Genomic DNA, 14,934 nt, shown 5'->3' with positions numbered 1-14,934 from the left:
AGACCCAGGCGGGCTGGGTGCCCGAGGCCGACGAGGTGGACGAAGAAGAGGAGATGCCCCTCTCTCTGCGCCTGTCGATAGCGGACACCCTGACGCTCGGCAACGCCACGTGCGGCTTCATGGCGGTGTACTTCACCACTACCGGCATCCTCATCCCGCACCTCTCGGGTGACGATGCGGGCATGGCCCGCAACAGCGCGGCCACGGCCGTGATACTGATGCTGTGCGCGGCTGTCTTCGACCTGTTCGACGGCCTCGTCGCCCGCAAGCTGCGGTCGTCGCCGATGGGTGCGGAGCTGGACAATCTCTCCGATCTGATCAGCTTCGGTCTGGCGCCCGCGTACTTCGTGCTCGTGTACGGCATGGTCGCGAGGGACGCGCACGAGCGGGTCGCGGCGGTGGGCGCGATCGTTGTGCTGTTGGCGGTGGTGCTGCGGCTTGCCCGGTTCTCGTGCGTGACGGTGAAGGACGGCACGTTCCAGGGCATGCCCTCCCCCTTCGGCGCGCTGACGGTCGTATCGATCGTCCTGCTGGAGCTGCCCTTCGTGGCGACACTGATGGCCATTCTGGGGACGGCCTGGCTGATGGTGAGCCGCGTGGAGTACCCGAAGCCGCGGGGCCGCCTCGCGGTGGCGATGCTCTCCTGGATCGTCCTGTCGATGGGCCTCCTGGCCGCCTGGGCCTTCGACGCCCCCAGCGGCCAGCTGCTCCTCCAGACGGGCTGCGCCCTGCAGCTGGTCATGGGCGCGGTGATCCCCCTGTTCGCCACGGCTCGCCGAGTGAACAACTTCCGCGACAACCGGCGGGAGGCGCGGGCGGCGCAGCTGCCGTAGCGCTCCGCTGAGAGGGGCCCCGGACCTGGGTTGGGTTCGGGGCCCTTTTTTGTTTGGCGCCCGGCGTTGGTGCCGCTTCCTTTGAAAGGTGCACCTCTCGACCCACCGGGTGGCGGGTGGGCGGCAGGCCGGGGGCCCAGGGGGCCGAGCCCCCTGGCGGGGTCGAAGGGGCGGAGCCCCTGGGGATGGGGACGGGTGGGGGCGGCGGGGGCGAGAAAGCCCCGCCTCAGCCCAGCAGGTCCCGAGCGATCCGCTCGGCGACCCGTTCCAGAATGGGCCCCGCCTCCGAGATGCACGTGGCCACATCCGGCTCGACCTCGGTCAGCGGGTAAGCGCGCCCGATACCGGCCCGCCGCAGCGCCTCCGGCGCCAGCGCGAGCCGCCCGCACACCGCGACGACCTCCTTGTCGGCGGCCCGCGCCGCCGCCGCGACTCCGGCGGGAGCCTTGCCGTGGAGGGTCTGCTCGTCCAGCGAGCCCTCGCCGGTGATCACCAGCTCCGCGCGCGCCAGGGCGGGCGCGAAGCCGAGCACGTCGAGCATGACCTCGATGCCGGCCCGGAAACGGGCGCCGAGGAGCAGTGCGCCGTACCCGATGCCGCCCGCGGCCCCCGCACCCGGTGCGGCCGCGTACTCCATCGCCTTCGGGCCGACAGCCGCCTCCAGCACCCGCGCGTAGCGGGTGAGCGCCGCGTCCAGTGCCTCGACGTCGTCCGGGGAGGCGCCCTTCTGCGGTCCGTACACCGCGGGCGCGCCCTTCGGGCCGGTCAGCGGGTTGTCGACGTCGCTCGCGAGGATCAGTTCCACGTCGGACAGCCGCGGGTCGAGGTCCGACAGATCGGCCGAGGCCAGGTCGGCGAGGCCTCCACCGCCCGTCGCCACCGGCTCCCCGCCGGCGTCCAGGAACCGCGCCCCCAGCGCGGACAGCATGCCCGCGCCGCCGTCCGTGGTGGCACTGCCGCCGACCCCGAACACGATCGTCCGCGCCCCGGCGTCCAGCGCGGCCCGCAGCAGCTCTCCCGAGCCGTACGTCGACGCCGTCAGCGGCGCGAAGACGCCCGCCGGCAGCCGCTGCAGCCCGCTGGCCTCCGCCATCTCGACGACGGCCGTGTCCCCGCGCAGCGCGAACGCCGCGGTGACCTCCTGTCCGAGGGGGCCGGCGACCCGTACCTCCCGCCGCTCGAACCCTGCCGCGACCGCCGCGGCCACGGTGCCGTCACCGCCGTCGGCGACGGGCAGCGCCTCGATCTCGACGTGCGGCACGACCCGGCGCAGACCCGCCGTCACCCGCTCCGCGACCTGTACGGCCGTCAGCGACCCCTTGAACTTGTCCGCGGCAACGAGCACCCTGCGGGTGCCGTGCACAGCAGCGTCCGACACGTTGCGATCCCCTTGCTTTCCGGGCCCGTCGCACGTCAGGGCCAGTCGCGCCGCTGTGACCTTAACCGCCGGACGCCCCCGTCGTCATGCCCTGCCCGCACCTCGCCAATCATCCCGCCCCAGCCCGCGCGGCCGCGTCCGGAAACGGGTACACCTCTCCTATGACCCCTGTGGGCACTGAGCCAGAGCTCGCCGACCGCATCCTCGGGGGCTGGCTGGGCCGGATCGCGGGCAACATGCTCGGCAAGCCGGTCGAGCAGGGCGACCTGTGGACGCGGGACCTCATCGACCGCTACCTGCGGCAGGCCGAAGCCCTGCCCCTCACCGACTACCTGCCCGAGCCGATCGGCGCCGGCTTCGAGCTGCGGCCCGAATGGCGCCAGTGCGTCCGCGGCCGCATCCACGGCAGCTGCCGCGACGACGACATCGACTACGCCATCCTCGGCCTCGACCTCCTGGAGACCCACGGCTTCGAGTTCAGCACCGAGCAGGTCGGCGACCTGTGGCTGCTGCGGCTGCCGTACCTGCAGACGTTCACCGCGGAGCGGGCCACGTATCGCAACCTCGCCAACGGGCTGAAGCCGCCGCTGACGGCGACGTACGACAATCCGTACCAGGAGTGGATCGGCGCCCTGATCCGCGCCGACATCTACGGCTGGACCTCCCCCGGCGTCCCGCGCCGCGCCGCCTCGCTCGCGCGCCGGGACGCAGTGCTGTCCCACACCGGCAACGGCGTGTACGGCGCGATGTGGGCGGCGGCGCTGGTCGCGGCGGCGTTCACGGCGGGGACGGTACGCCAGGCGGTCGACCAGGCCCTGACGGTCATCCCGGCGAGCAGCCGCCTGGCCCGGACCGTGCGCCGGGTCGCCTCCCTCCACGACGCCAGGATGACCTGGGAGGACACCCTCACCACGATCGCCGAGGAGACCGCGGGGCTCGGCTGGATCCACACCGTCCCGAACGCCGCCGTCCTCACCGCCGGCCTCCTCTACGGCGACGGCGATTTCACGCGGACGATCGCGCTGACCGTCCGCGGCGGCCTGGACACCGACTCCAACGGCGCGACGGCGGGTTCCGTGGCCGGCGTCATGACCGGCGCGGACGACATCCCGCCCCAGTGGAAGGACCCGCTGGAGGACACGGTCCGCAGCGCGGTCTTCGGCTTCGACGGCGTACGGATCAGCGAACTGGCGGAACGGACGCTACGGCTGACACGGGCGGAGGCCTGAAGCCGGACTGACGTGAACCGGCGCGCGAGACGCTGCGCCAGCGCGGGACGAGGTGGCGCGCTCCGCGCGCTGCGGTCGGCCGGGGTGAGGACGTGACGCCGTACCGGTGCGGCTGGCTACCCTTCCTGAATGACCACTCCTGACTACGCCACGTACATCGCCTCCCTCCCCCGAGTCCTGGCAGGGGCCGCCGCGCTCTTCCGCGACGCGGAGGGACGGGTGCTGCTCGTCGAGCCCAACTACCGAGAGGGCTGGGCGCTTCCGGGCGGCACGGTCGAGTCCGACGACGGGGAGAGCCCCCGGCAGGGTGCGCGCCGCGAGACCGCCGAGGAGATCGGCCTCGACCGGGAGCTCGGCCGGCTCCTCGCGGTGGACTGGGTGCCCGGCACGGGCCGCCCGCCACTGGTGGCGTACCTGTACGACGGCGGCGTCCTCGGCGAGGAGGACTTCAAGGCGATTCGTCTTCAGGAGGAGGAACTGCTGTCCTGGCGCCTGGTCGCCCGCGAGGACCTCCCCGAGCACCTCCCCGGCGCCACCGGCCGCCGCGTCCTGGCCGCCCTCGACGTCCTCACGGAGGGCTCGGGCACGGCGGAACTGGAGAACGGCCACCGGGTCGGCTGACGCCGGGCCGGCGTCCTACCCCTCGGGGTCCCTGGGCTTGACCTCCACCTCACGCAGCGCCTCGTCCCGCGCGGCGACTCGCGCCTCTGTCCGGTGTCCTCGCTCGATGTAATCGCGCACCACGAGGTCTACGGCGTCCTGCGGGTTGCCCACCCCCGACAACACCATGACCTCCACGACGAGCGCGGCATCGAGCGAGACGGTGACCTTGGCCATGCCACGAAGCTAGCACCGTGCCTCGCACGCCGATATCCGTTCGCCGTAACCGGATTCCCCGTCCTAACCTCGGTGACATGAGCGGACCCCTCGTCGCCGTCCTCAGTGGCGCCGGCATCTCCACCGACTCCGGCATCCCTGACTACCGCGGGCCCAACGGGCTGTGGCGGCGGGATCCGGAGGCCGAGAAGCTGGTGACGTACGAGTACTACATGGGGGATCCGGAGATCCGGCGGCGCTCGTGGCAGATGCGGCGCGACAACCGGACGCTGAAGGCGGAGCCGAACGCCGCGCACCGGGCCGTCGCCGAGCTCGAACGCACCGGGGTGCCGGTCCGAGTCATCACCCAGAACGTGGACGGGCTGCACCAGGTCGCCGGGATGCCCGCCCGCAAGGTGCTCGAGCTGCACGGCACCGCGCGGAGTGTGGTGTGCACGAAGTGCCATGCCCGGGGGCCCATGGAGGACGCCCTCGCACGGGTCGAGGCCGGGGAGGACGATCCGGCGTGCCTGAAGTGCGGGGGCATCCTCAAGTCGGCGACCGTGATGTTCGGCGAGCGGCTCGACCCCGAGGTACTCGGCCAGGCCGTGGCCATCACCAAGGCCTGCCAGATCTTCATCGCCGTCGGCAGCAGCCTCCAGGTCCAGCCCGCCGCCGGCCTCGCCGGTGTCGCCGCCGACCACGGGGCGCGGCTCATCATCGTCAACGCCGAGCCGACTCCGTACGACGACCGCGCCGACGAGATCGTACGAGAGCCGATCGGCACCGCCCTGCCCGAACTGCTGGGCCGACTCGGCACGCAGGTCGAGGGCTGAGTTCGGGTCCCCTCTGTGGCCCTTCTCGGCCCATCGGCGAACCGGTGGACCGAGAAGGGGCACATTCGGTCGCTACAGCGTCACCACCTTGCCGCCGAACGCCACCACGAGGCGGCCGTCCGAGGCGAAGGACCAGGTCATGGCGCCGGAGTAGGAGGAGCAGCGGGAGCCGTTCGTGCCGGACCAGAACTGGTTGGAGCTGTCGGCGTCTCCCACGGTCTTGTCGTTGGAGCCACTGACGGCGAACCGGCACGAGGTGTTGCCACGGAACACCGAAGTGCCCGCGTCCCAGGAGAAGTTGCGCTGAGCGTTGTCGACGCTCACATTGCTCGACACGGCCATCTTGCCGGGGTTGCTGTTGTACGTGAACCCGTGCTTGCCGTTGCGGTAGGCGACGCTGTGCTGGACGACGTGGTTGACCGCGATGTCGTCGCCGCCGAGTTTGTAACCGTTGCGGTCGCCGTTGGAGTTCACGGTGCCGTCGGAGAGGGTGCCGTTGTTGTAGGCGAGGGAGTACTCGACGGTCACCGGACCGATGGCACCCGTGTCGGTCTTGGTGTAGAGGTCCCAGCCGTCGTCGATGTTGTTGTGGGAGACGGCGTAGCGGAAGACGTTCCCGGTGCCGGTGGTGAGCTTCGCGGCGAAGCCGTCGGCGTCCTCGCCGTCGGAGTCGGCGTTGTCGTGCGACTCCGCGCTCAGGATCAGGTTGTTGGAGGGCCACTGGCTGCTCGGGGTGCTGGAGGCGATCCGGCCGAGCTGGAGGCCCGTGTCGCGGTTGAAGCGCGTCACCGTGCGCTCGATGACGTTGTTGCTGCCGCCGACGTAGATTCCGTTGTCACCGGCCCGCTCGACGACCAGACCCTTCACGTGCCAGTACGACGCGTTCAGCTGGAGCCCGCGGTTCGATGAACTCTCGCTCTGCGCGGAGAAGTTGAGCACCGGCATCTCACCCGGGTAGGCGGACAGGGTGGTGCGGGCGGCTGAGCTGCCGTCGCTGCCCTGCGGGATGGTGACCGTCGAGGAGTAGGCGTACGTCCCACCGCGCAGGTAGATGGTTCCGCCGGGGGTGATGCGGCTGATCGCGGAGGTGAGCGTGGTGGGCGCCGACTGCGTGCCGGCCGCGCCGTCCGTGCCGCCCGGCGCCACGTACAGTGCGGAGCTCGACGGCGGCGGTGTGGTGGTACCGCTCACCTCGGCATCGAGGTAGTCGACGTTGGGCAGGCCGGCGGAGGTCGTGGGGGTGAGCCGGATGGTGTTGCTGCCCGAAGTCACCGGCACCGAGAGCGTCTTGGTGGCCCAGGTGCCCCAGGCGCCGGTACCCTCGAACGACGCCGTCGTGACCGTGGTGCCGTTCACGACGACGCTCGCGGGCCGGGCGGTGGTGGTTCCGTTGGCGAAGCGGACCTGCAGGGTCGCCGTGCCCGCGGTGGAGGCGTTCACGGTGAACTGCGCGTAGCCGCTGACCGCGTTGTCGCCGTTGCAGAATCCGGTGCCGGAGTATCCGGCCCAGTCGGAGTCGATGGTGCCGGTGCAGACCGCCGGGGAGCTCTCGGCCTCGTAACGGGTGGACGCGGCCTGCGCGGTGTTTCCGGACAGCGCGACGAGCGTGCCGGCCAGCAGGCTGACGCACGCGATGACGGGTCTCCGTTGCATCGTTTGTCTCCAGGTTGGCGGGCCCGTCCGACGAACGGTTGGTGTCGAGCCCTTTTCTGCGAGTGGTTCCGGGTGCGACGATCCGGTTCGACCGTGGTTCGACAGGGTGAACAGGCCGGAGGGCCGGAAGCCGCATCCGGTGAGGAGAAAGCGCTTTCCCGGACGCTAGAGCTCCCGCCGCGAACACGTCAATAGACGTGTACGTGATCCTTATTCATGGACATGAACCTTGAGGGGACGGTGATCTAGGTCGTCGCCACCAACAACTCCTCCGCGTTGGACGTCCGCAGGCCGTCCGTCCTGTCGGCGAAGTACCACTGGTTGAGCAGGGTCGCCGACACGTGCCGGGCCTCTTCGAAACCGGCGTCGCGGCTCAGGGCCAGCATCTGCGGCGGGGTGAAGAAACTGATGAAGGGTGTCCCGGAGGCTCGGGCGCCGCTCTCCGCCGCCTGGCGCAGGGGGCGTGCCTCCTCCTCGACGAGATCCAGCGGCGGCATGAACGTCATGGCCAGCGTGGAACCCGGGGCGAGCGAGGCCGCCTGGCGCAGCGTGGCCACGTTCGCGTCCCTGGTGAGGTACATGGAGACGCCGGTGGAGGCCACCACTGTCGGTCGGCGCGCGTCGAAGCCGGCGGCCACCAGCTGCTCCCACCAGGACCCACCCGCCTCGAAGTCGACCGGCACGAGCCGCAGCCACTCGGGAACGCCGAAGCCGAGCTCGATCAGGCGCCGCCGCTTCCATGCCTGCGGACCGGGCCGGTCCACCTCGAACACCCTCAGTCGGGAGGCGACTTCCGGCCTGCGCTGGGCGAAGGTGTCCAGGCCTGCTCCGAGGACGACGTACTGGCCGACGCCCCGTCCGACCTGCTCGACGACCAGGTCCTCGACGAAGCGGGCCCGGGCCACGATGCCCGCTCGGACCCGGCTCATGGCCTGCGCGTCCATGTCCGGGCGGCGGCGCCAGTCGGCGCTCGGGGCCGTCAGGCGCAGGCCGATCTCGTCGTCGAGCACGTGCGGCGGCGAATCGGCCTCGACGTGCAGGGCCCGCCACATGGCGACCCGCTCCGCCGTACTCTCCACCGCCGCGACCGGCTCAACACCCATGACGTCCCCTCCTGTTGCCCAGACGATCCCTCGTACTCGGCCACGCTAGGCGGGGAGCCGTTCACCGTGCTTCTTCAGAATTGCGCCTTCGCTCACCGACCCCGGGGTTCGCTTTCGACGCCTAGCACTTTTCCAGGGCCCTAGAACAGGGAGGTTCCGCGTTCGAAGTCCAGCAGGCGCTGCTTGCGGTCCAGGCCGCCGCCGTAGCCGGTGAGGCTGCCGCTCGCGCCGATGACGCGGTGGCAGGGGACGATGATGCCGACGGGGTTGCGGCCGTTGGCGAGGCCGACCGCTCGGGAGGCCTTGGGATTGCCGAGGGCCTCGGCGAGTTCACCGTAGGAACGGGTCTCGCCGTAGGGGATCTTGCGCAGCTGGTCCCAGACGCCGCATTGGAACGAGGTGCCGTTCAGGCGTAGTTCGACCGTGAACTCCTTCAACTCGCCTGCGAAGTAGGCCTCGAGTTGTTCCTCTGTCTCGGCGAAGAGGCTGGTGTCGGCTCGGACGCCGAAGCTCTCCTCCGTCGGGCGGTGGCGCTGTTCGGTCATGTAGAGGCCGCACAGGACGCCGTCGTCGGCGACGAGGGTGAGGGGGCCGTACGGGCTGTCGATGACGGTGTGCTGCTTCATGATGGTCCTTTGGTTTTCCTTACACGGGCAGGAAGTTGATGGGGTGGCTGTCCGTCGCCCACAGATACTGGACCGCGTACGCCCGCCACGGGCGCCACGCCGCCGCGCGGGCGGTGAGGGCCGCGGGGGTGGACGGCAGACCCAACTCCTGTGCGGCACGGCGGATGCCGAGGTCGGTGGGGAGGAAGGCGTCGGGGTCGCCAAGGCCGCGCATCGCAATGACGTCGACCGTCCAGGGGCCGAAGCCGGGCAGGGCCAGCAACTTGGCACGAGTCTCCGGCCAGTTGCTGTCCGGACCCAAACGGAGCGTCCCATCGGCCAGTTGGCCGACCAGAGTGGTGAAGGTCGTGCGGCGGGTGCGTGGCATCGCCAGGGATTGCGGGTCCACCGCCGCCAGCGCCTCGGGGGTGGGGAACAGGTGGGTGAGTCCGCCCTCGGGGTCCTCGACCGGGTCGCCGTGGGCGGTGACCAGGCGGGCCGCGTGGGTGCGGGCGGCCGCGGTGGAGACCTGCTGGCCGAGTACGGCGCGTACGGCGAACTCCGCCTCGTCGACCGTACGCGGCACGCGGCGGCCGGGCGCCTTGTCCACCAGGGGCGCGAGGAGCGGATCCGTGCGCAGCTGGTCGTCGATCGCGACCGGATCGGCGTCCAGGTCGAGCATCCGGCGGCAGCGGCTGATGGCGACGGTCAGGTCACGCAGGTCACTGAGGGTGAGACGGCAGGCGATGTGGTCGGGCTTCGGCGTCAGCGCGACGATGCCGTGACCGTACGGCAGCCGGAGCGTGCGGCGGTACCCGCCGTCCCGCCACTCCTCGACCCCGGGTACGGCCGTCGCCGCAAGGTGGCCGAAGAGGTTGTCGGGGTTGAGGGGCGCGCGGAAGGGGAGGCGGAGGGTGAGCGCGCCCGGGGCGGCCTGGGCGCGCTTGGCGTTGCTCTTCGGGGTCCGCTCGCGCAGCTCGCTCGGGGACAGGGCGAAGACCTCGCGCACGGTGTCGTTGAAGGTGCGGATCGAGGAGAAGCCGGCGGCGAAGGCGATCTCCGCCATGGGCAGCGGGGTCGTCTCGATGAGCAGGCGGGCCGTCTGGGCGCGCTGGGCGCGGGCGAGGGCGAGCGGGCCCGCGCCCAGTTCGGCGAGCAGTTGCCGTTCGACCTGCCGGGTGCTGTAGCCGAGGCGGCCGGCGAGACCGGGGACGCCCTCGCGGTCCACCACGCCGTCGGCGATCAGCCGCATGGCGCGGGCCACGAGGTCGGCCCGCTGGTTCCATTCCGGGGAGCCCGGGCTGGTGTCCGGCCGGCAGCGCTTGCAGGCCCGGAAACCGGCCTGCTGGCAGGCCGCCGCGCTCGGGTAGAACGTCATGTTCTCCGGCTTGGGCGGAACGACCGGGCAGCTGGGCCGGCAGTAGATCCGGGTGGTCAGGACGGCTGTGTAGAACCACCCGTCGAAGCGCGCGTCCTTGGACTGGACGGCGCGCACACAGTGCTCCCTGTCGGTGTGCATCCCGTTCTGCATGTGTCCAGCATCGTGCACCCCCCCGAGCGGGGCTGGCGGAAATCCGACATCAAGGTCGGCTGTCCTGGGCCTGCGCGGATCGCCACGCGGACGCACGCAGCAGCCGCAGCCCGTTCAGCCCCACGATCACGGTCGAGCCCTCGTGGCCCGCCACCCCGAGCGGCAGGGGCAGGTGACCGACCAGGTCCCAGACGACGAGGCCGGTGATGAAGGTACCCGCGATCACCAGGTTCTGCAGCACCAGGCGGCGGGCGGTGCGGGAGAGACGTACGACCGCCGGTACGGCCGTCAGGTCGTCGCGTACGACCACGGCGTCCGCGGTCTCCAGCGCGAGATCGGAGCCCGCGCGCCCCATGGCGATCCCGGAGTGCGCGGCCGCGAGGGCCGGCGCGTCGTTGACGCCGTCGCCGACGAAGAGCACCTTGCGGCCGGCGAGCTGCAGGTCGCGTACGGCGTTCACCTTGCCCTCGGGCAGCAGATCCGCGCGGACGTCGGTGATGCCGGTGGCGGCGGCGACGCGGGCTGCCGCGTCTGGGTTGTCGCCGGTGAGGAGGGTGGGGGTGGTGCCGGTGAGGGTGGTGAGGGCGGCGGCGGTGGCCGGGGCGGAGGGGCGGAGGCGGTCGGTGAGGGTGAGGGTGCCGACGGGGGTGTGGTCGCGGGTGACGAGGACGGTGGTGGCGCCCCCGCCGGTCGCGCTGGCGGATTCCGCCATGCCGTCGGTGCCTTGCATACGGTCGGCGGAGGCCTCCCCGCCGCCGGCGCGGTGTATACGGTCGGCAGTCGCCTCCACACCGTCGGCGCGATGCACACGCTCGGCGGTCGCCTCCATGCGGCCGACGCTCACCCTCCGCCCCCCGACCACCGCCGTGACCCCGCGTCCGGGCTCGGCCGTGAAGTCCTCCGCGGGGGCGATCGGCAGGTTCCGGGTCCGGGCCGCGGTGACGATCGCGCGGGCCAGCGGGTGTTCGCTGGGATGTTCGGCGGCCGCGGCGAGGGCGAGGAGGGTGTCGGCGTCGAGGTCGGCGTCCGGCAGGGGACGTACGTCCGTCACCTCGGGGGCGCCCTCGGTGAGGGTGCCGGTCTTGTCGAGGGCGGCGGTGTCGATCTCGCCGAGGCGTTCCATCGCGACGGCGGACTTGACCAGGACGCCGTGGCGGCCGGCGTTGGCGATGGCCGACAGCAGGGGCGGCATGGTGGCGAGGACCACCGCGCACGGGGACGCGACGATCATGAAGGTCATGGCCCGCAGGAGGGCGTCGGTGAGGTCGGCGCCGAGGGCGAGGGGGACGGCGAAGACGGCGAGGGTGGCGGCCACGACGGCGACGGCGTAGCGCTGTTCGACCTTCTCGATGAACAGCTGGGTCGGCGCCTTGGTACGAGAGGCCTCCTCCACGAGGGTCACGATGCGGGCGATGGCCGAGTCGGCGGGGTCGCGTTCGACGCGGACGCGCAGGGCGCCGGTGCCGTTGAGGGTGCCGGCGAAGACGTCGTCGCCGGGGCGCTTGACGACGGGCAGGGGTTCGCCGGTGATGGTGGCCTGATCGGCTTCGCTGGTGCCCTCCAGTACGCGTCCGTCGGCGCCGATGCGCTCCCCCGGGCGGACCAACAGGACGTCGCCGATGGCGAGTTCGGCCGTCGAGACGGTTTCCTCGCGGCCTTCTCCGGGCTCGCCGGTGAGCCGGGTCGCAGTGTCGGGTGCCAGGTCGAGCAGGCCCCGCACGGAGTCGGCCGTACGGGCGGTGGCCAGGGCCTCCAGGGCGCCGGAGGTGGCGAAGATGACGATCAGCAGGGCACCGTCCATGACCTGTCCGATCGCGGCCGCGCCGAGTGCCGCGACGATCATCAGCAGGTCTACGTCGAGGGTCTTCTCGCGCAGGGCGCGCATGCCTTCGAGGGCCGGCTCCCAGCCGCCTGAGACGTAGGCGACCGCATACAGGATTCCGTACACCCAGGACGGCGCACCGCCGACGTCCAGGGCGAGGCCCAGTAGGAAGGCGGCGGTCGCGGTGAGCGCCCAGCGGGCCTCGGGGAGGGCGAAGAGGCGGGTGCGGCGGTGGGGGGCCATGGTGGTGCGGGTGGGGGGCGTCGTGGGGGCGAGGGTCGTGGACACACGGCCACCATACAGGAACACATGAAGACCCATTCATCCGTTCATGCGTGATGGGTAGGATATGCCCATGGGTCATGGAGCGGTCACCACCACTGCTGCGGAACGCGTGCGTCTGGACTCCGGGAATGTCGCGAAGGTGGCCACCACCCTCCAGGCCCTGTCCACGCCCTCCCGGCTGCTGATCCTGGCGCGGCTGCGCGAAGGGCCGCTGCCGGCGACGGAGTTGGCGGCGGAGGTGGGCATGGAGCAGTCGGCATGCTCGCACCAGTTGCGACTACTGCGGAATCTTGGACTCGTGGTGGGCGAGCGCCGTGGGCGGTCGGTGGTGTACGCGCTGCACGACCACCATGTCGCCGAACTCCTCGACCAGGCCGTCTATCACGTGGAGCATCTGCGGCTGGGCATCAGCGACACCGCCGAGGAGTAGCCGAGGAGTAAGCGGACCGCCCGGTGCGAGGTGAGCGACTCCCGTGCAGACGGGTGAAGGCGACCTTCGCGCTGGTGGCCACGACTCCGCAGCCCGAGTGTCATGCCCTGCAGCCGGGCCAGGAAGTGACCCAATGGCTCAAGCCAGGCTTCCCGCAACAGATTCACCGGGCTGATCCTCTGCTGACCGACACCGGGAGCCGGCGTCAGAGGGCGCGTAGCAGCCAGGTCAGTCGCAGCTCGCGGGCTGTGAGGCCGGCCGCCTCGTGTAGGTGGTCGGCTTCGGTCCCGGGAGGAAGTTCGCCGGCGAGGGTGAGGGCCGCCGCCGCCGTCTGGGGGCGGGCGCCCAGGGATGCCCGCAGGTGGTAGGAGCGGCGCAGCAGGGCGATGCCCTGTTCCCGGTCCTGCTCCAGGAGTTGGGCGCCGATGTGGCGTGCGGCGTACGACTCCAGCAGTACGTCGCCCTGTTCCCGGGCCTGCGACAGTGCCTGCCGGTAGGCCGGGGCGGCCGTGCCGGGATCGCCGTCGATGTTGTCGGCGAGCACGCCGAGCCAGAACGTGGCCCAACCGGCCAGCCGTGCGTCGGCCGTGGCGGCGGTGAACTCGTCGCGGGCCCGCTGGAGGTCGTCGGGGAGTGGGTCCAGGTCGAACAGCAGCCGGGTGTAGCGGACTTGCGCGTCGAGATAGCCGGCGAGCACAGGGGCTCCGGGCAGCAGCGCGATGACCGCGTCCTCGGCCGCCTCGGCGCCGTCCAACTGCCACCAGTAGCGGTCCACCAGGATCTCGGCCCGCTCCGCGAGTGCGTCCGCGGGCAGCACGGCGAGGGCCTCGTCCCACCGGCCCGTACGGTGCAGGATTCGCGCGACGGCGGGTCCACGGTCCACCGCCCACCGCGCCCACCGCAAGGCGGCGGGCTGACGGGCACCCGTGGAGGTTCACATGTTGATCATGTGGCCCGCCAGGCCGTGGACCGCCTCCTTGACCGCCTCGCCCAGGGTCGGGTGGGCGTGGATGTTGCGGGCGACCTCGTGGACGGTGAGGTCCCACTGCTGGGCCAGGGTCAGTTCCGGCAGCAGCTCGGTCACGTCGGGGCCGATCAGGTGGCCGCCGAGGAGTTCGCCGTACTTCGCGTCGCTGATCAGCTTCACGAAGCCGGTGACGTCGCCGAGGCCGTGGGCCTTGCCGTTGGCGGTGAAGGGGAACTTGGCGACCTTGACGTCATGGCCGAGTTCGCGGGCCTGGGCCTCGGTGTAGCCGAAGCTGGCGATCTGGGGCTGGCAGTACGTGGCGCGAGGGATCATGACGTAGTCGAGTTCCATGGTCTCCGCGTCCGCGATCGTCTCCGCGGCGACCACGCCCATCGCCTCCGCCGCGTGCGCGAGCATCAGCTTCGCGGTGACGTCGCCGATGGCGTAGATGTGCGGGACGGAAGTGCGGCAGCGGGCGTCGACGTCGATCGCGCCGCGCTCGGTGACCCGTACGCCCGTGTTCTCCAGGCCGTAGCCGGTGACGTTCGGGGCGAAGCCGATGGCCTGGAGTACCTTGTCGGCCTCCAGGATCTGCTGGGTGCCGTCCTTGCCCGTGACGGTGACGCGGACCCGGGGGCCGGACTCGTCGATGGACTCGACGCGGGTGGAGGTGAGCACGTCGATGCCCAGGCGGCGGTACTGCTTGGCGAGTTCGGCGGAGACGTCGGCGTCCTCCAGCGGGGCGACGCGGTCCAGGAACTCGACGACGGTGACCTTCACGCCGTAGTTGTGCAGGACGTAGGCGAACTCGATGCCGATGGCTCCGGCGCCCGCGATGACGATCGACTGCGGGAGGTCCTCGGCGAGGATCTGCTCCTCGTACGTCACCACGCGGGACGTGCGGCGGGTGCCCGGCAACAGCTTCGGCGTGGCGCCGGTGGCGATGACGCAGTGGTCGAAGCCGATGGTGCGGGTGTTGCCGTCGTAGTCGGTCACCTGGAGGGTGTGCGGGTCGAGGAAGGTGCCGCGGCCGTCGAACTCGGTGATCTTGTTCTTCTTCATCAGGTAGTGGACGCCCTTGACGCGGCCGTCGGCGACCTTGCGGCTGCGGCGGTAGGCCTCGCCGTAGTCGAAGGAGACCTGGCCGTCGACCTTGATGCCGAAGGTCTTCGCCTCGCGGGTGACGATGTGGGCGAGCTCGGCGTTGCGCAGGAGGGCCTTGGTGGGGATGCAGCCCACGTTCAGGCAGACGCCGCCCCAGTACTTCTCCTCGATGACGGCGACTCGTTTGCCCAGCTGGGCGGCGCGGATGGCGGCGACGTAGCCGCCGGGGCCGGCACCGAGTACGACGACGTCGAAGTGCTCGTCCTGCTCGACCATGGGGAGTTCCTCTTCCGTGGGGTCCGCCGTGCGTTCGTCTGCTTGCGTCCCAGCGATTCTTTCGCC

Annotated in this window: 14 protein-coding genes; 5 read left to right on the top strand and 9 right to left on the bottom strand. The window is 71.3% G+C overall.

Going from position 1 to position 14,934, the window contains the following annotated elements:
• The first annotated feature begins 17 nt into the window (after positions 1 to 17).
• Positions 18 to 833 (top strand): CDP-diacylglycerol--serine O-phosphatidyltransferase, encoded by an 816-nt coding sequence (pssA, locus tag AC067M_RS41705; RefSeq protein ID WP_478702223.1) that lies wholly within the window; start codon positions 18 to 20, stop codon positions 831 to 833.
• Between the two features lie 226 nt (positions 834 to 1,059).
• Here the strand turns inward: pssA and AC067M_RS41700 are convergent, their stop codons facing one another.
• Positions 1,060 to 2,178 (bottom strand): glycerate kinase, encoded by a 1,119-nt coding sequence (locus tag AC067M_RS41700; protein WP_478702222.1) that lies wholly within the window; start codon positions 2,176 to 2,178, stop codon positions 1,060 to 1,062.
• 194 nt (positions 2,179 to 2,372) lie between these two features.
• Here AC067M_RS41700 and AC067M_RS41695 point away from each other — a divergent pair, with 194 nt between their 5' ends.
• Together AC067M_RS41695 and AC067M_RS41690 are read left to right on the top strand one after the other, a co-directional pair.
• Entirely contained in the window at positions 2,373 to 3,440 is a 1,068-nt protein-coding gene (locus tag AC067M_RS41695; protein ID WP_478702212.1) for an ADP-ribosylglycohydrolase family protein, read from the top strand.
• A gap of 129 nt (positions 3,441 to 3,569) precedes the next feature.
• The gene (locus AC067M_RS41690; protein ID WP_478702211.1) at positions 3,570 to 4,061 is read left to right on the top strand and encodes an NUDIX domain-containing protein; all 492 of its coding nucleotides are present in this window, start codon (positions 3,570 to 3,572) and stop codon (positions 4,059 to 4,061) included.
• Positions 4,062 to 4,076: 15 nt separating this feature from the next.
• On the opposite strand, the gene AC067M_RS41685 is transcribed toward AC067M_RS41690, so the two are convergent.
• On the bottom strand, positions 4,077 to 4,277 hold the full coding sequence (locus tag AC067M_RS41685) for a DUF2191 domain-containing protein (protein WP_478702210.1): 201 nt from the start codon (positions 4,275 to 4,277) through the stop codon (positions 4,077 to 4,079).
• 77 nt (positions 4,278 to 4,354) lie between these two features.
• Here AC067M_RS41685 and AC067M_RS41680 point away from each other — a divergent pair, with 77 nt between their 5' ends.
• The gene (locus AC067M_RS41680; protein WP_478702209.1) at positions 4,355 to 5,092 is read left to right on the top strand and encodes an SIR2 family NAD-dependent protein deacylase; all 738 of its coding nucleotides are present in this window, start codon (positions 4,355 to 4,357) and stop codon (positions 5,090 to 5,092) included.
• A gap of 72 nt (positions 5,093 to 5,164) precedes the next feature.
• Here AC067M_RS41680 and AC067M_RS41675 read toward each other — a convergent pair whose 3' ends face one another.
• From AC067M_RS41675 to AC067M_RS41655, 5 genes are all read right to left on the bottom strand, one after another.
• Positions 5,165 to 6,745 carry a carbohydrate-binding protein gene (locus AC067M_RS41675; protein WP_478702208.1) on the bottom strand — a complete coding sequence of 527 codons (1,581 nt, stop codon included), beginning with the start codon at positions 6,743 to 6,745 and terminating at the stop codon, positions 5,165 to 5,167.
• 245 nt (positions 6,746 to 6,990) lie between these two features.
• Complete coding sequence (locus AC067M_RS41670) at positions 6,991 to 7,848, bottom strand: class I SAM-dependent methyltransferase (RefSeq protein WP_478702207.1); 858 nt, start codon at positions 7,846 to 7,848, stop codon at positions 6,991 to 6,993.
• 140 nt (positions 7,849 to 7,988) lie between these two features.
• Positions 7,989 to 8,474 (bottom strand): methylated-DNA--[protein]-cysteine S-methyltransferase, encoded by a 486-nt coding sequence (locus AC067M_RS41665; protein ID WP_478702206.1) that lies wholly within the window; start codon positions 8,472 to 8,474, stop codon positions 7,989 to 7,991.
• Between the two features lie 19 nt (positions 8,475 to 8,493).
• The gene (locus AC067M_RS41660; RefSeq protein WP_478702221.1) at positions 8,494 to 9,972 is read right to left on the bottom strand and encodes an AlkA N-terminal domain-containing protein; all 1,479 of its coding nucleotides are present in this window, start codon (positions 9,970 to 9,972) and stop codon (positions 8,494 to 8,496) included.
• 61 nt (positions 9,973 to 10,033) lie between these two features.
• Complete coding sequence (locus tag AC067M_RS41655) at positions 10,034 to 12,127, bottom strand: heavy metal translocating P-type ATPase (RefSeq protein ID WP_478702205.1); 2,094 nt, start codon at positions 12,125 to 12,127, stop codon at positions 10,034 to 10,036.
• Positions 12,128 to 12,161: 34 nt separating this feature from the next.
• Between AC067M_RS41655 and AC067M_RS41650 the strand changes: the two genes are divergently transcribed.
• The gene (locus AC067M_RS41650; protein WP_478702204.1) at positions 12,162 to 12,521 is read left to right on the top strand and encodes an ArsR/SmtB family transcription factor; all 360 of its coding nucleotides are present in this window, start codon (positions 12,162 to 12,164) and stop codon (positions 12,519 to 12,521) included.
• 205 nt (positions 12,522 to 12,726) lie between these two features.
• On the opposite strand, the gene AC067M_RS41645 is transcribed toward AC067M_RS41650, so the two are convergent.
• Together AC067M_RS41645 and lpdA are read right to left on the bottom strand one after the other, a co-directional pair.
• Entirely contained in the window at positions 12,727 to 13,404 is a 678-nt protein-coding gene (locus AC067M_RS41645; protein ID WP_478702203.1) for a hypothetical protein, read from the bottom strand.
• Between the two features lie 51 nt (positions 13,405 to 13,455).
• The gene (lpdA, locus tag AC067M_RS41640) at positions 13,456 to 14,868 is read right to left on the bottom strand and encodes a dihydrolipoyl dehydrogenase (protein WP_478702202.1); all 1,413 of its coding nucleotides are present in this window, start codon (positions 14,866 to 14,868) and stop codon (positions 13,456 to 13,458) included.
• Between the last annotated feature and the right edge of the window lie 66 nt (positions 14,869 to 14,934).

This window comes from Streptomyces sp. NPDC043427 (genome assembly GCF_056436655.1).
Note: the sequence above shows the minus strand (reverse complement) of the source record. Positions and strands in the feature narration are given on the sequence as shown.

Bases quoted from the DNA above. Each gene is read 5' to 3' on its own strand.
- AC067M_RS41695 (WP_478702212.1), top strand. From the start codon at position 2,373: ATGACCCCTGTGGGCACTGAGCCAGAGCTCGCCGACCGCATCCTCGGG.
- AC067M_RS41690 (WP_478702211.1), top strand. From the start codon at position 3,570: ATGACCACTCCTGACTACGCCACGTACATCGCCTCCCTCCCCCGAGTC.
- AC067M_RS41685 (WP_478702210.1), bottom strand. From the start codon at position 4,277: ATGGCCAAGGTCACCGTCTCGCTCGATGCCGCGCTCGTCGTGGAGGTC.
- AC067M_RS41680 (WP_478702209.1), top strand. From the start codon at position 4,355: ATGAGCGGACCCCTCGTCGCCGTCCTCAGTGGCGCCGGCATCTCCACC.
- AC067M_RS41675 (WP_478702208.1), bottom strand. From the start codon at position 6,745: ATGCAACGGAGACCCGTCATCGCGTGCGTCAGCCTGCTGGCCGGCACG.
- AC067M_RS41670 (WP_478702207.1), bottom strand. From the start codon at position 7,848: ATGGGTGTTGAGCCGGTCGCGGCGGTGGAGAGTACGGCGGAGCGGGTC.
- AC067M_RS41665 (WP_478702206.1), bottom strand. From the start codon at position 8,474: ATGAAGCAGCACACCGTCATCGACAGCCCGTACGGCCCCCTCACCCTC.
- AC067M_RS41660 (WP_478702221.1), bottom strand. From the start codon at position 9,972: ATGCACACCGACAGGGAGCACTGTGTGCGCGCCGTCCAGTCCAAGGAC.
- AC067M_RS41655 (WP_478702205.1), bottom strand. From the start codon at position 12,127: ATGGGTCTTCATGTGTTCCTGTATGGTGGCCGTGTGTCCACGACCCTC.
- AC067M_RS41650 (WP_478702204.1), top strand. From the start codon at position 12,162: ATGGGTCATGGAGCGGTCACCACCACTGCTGCGGAACGCGTGCGTCTG.
- lpdA (WP_478702202.1), bottom strand. From the start codon at position 14,868: ATGGTCGAGCAGGACGAGCACTTCGACGTCGTCGTACTCGGTGCCGGC.